The sequence below is a fragment of the Paraburkholderia sp. J67 genome, from assembly GCF_905220265.1.
GTDB lineage: Bacteria > Pseudomonadota > Gammaproteobacteria > Burkholderiales > Burkholderiaceae > Paraburkholderia.
Genome location: NZ_CAJMZK010000103.1, coordinates 1 through 419, shown reverse-complemented (window position 1 = coordinate 419; position 419 = coordinate 1). Strand labels below are relative to the sequence as shown.

The window sequence follows — 419 nt, the reverse complement described above, 5'->3', positions numbered from 1 at the left end:
CGCATGTGCTTGAGCTGCACTTCCTTGAAGTTCGCGTCGACCCACACGGCGTTCAGCGGCACCACCGACATCAGCGGCGTACCCGGCGAGACGCGCTGGCCCACCTGCACCGAGCGCTTCGCCACATAACCCGTGACCGGCGCGGGCAGGGTGTTGCGTGCGTTCGTGAGGTACGCATCACGCACCTTGGCGGCGGCAGCCATCACGTTCGGGTGATTGGCGATGGTCGTGTTCGCGGTCAGCGCGCGGTTCGCGGCGAGTTGCTGCTGTGCGGCGTCGAGTGCGGCCTGGGCGCTCTTCACCGTGTCGCGTGCGTGCGAGACTTCTTCCTGCGAAACGGCGCCCGTTTGCGCGACCTGCATGCGGCGGCGCAGATCGTCCTGCGCGCGCGAGAGGTCGGCCTGACGCACGGCGACTTG

Annotated in this window: 1 protein-coding gene; it reads right to left on the bottom strand. The window is 68.3% G+C overall.

Annotated features, from left to right (window positions below):
* Positions 1–419: efflux RND transporter periplasmic adaptor subunit (locus U5782_RS41365; protein WP_322049639.1), on the bottom strand; the 419-nt coding region annotated here is incomplete at both ends.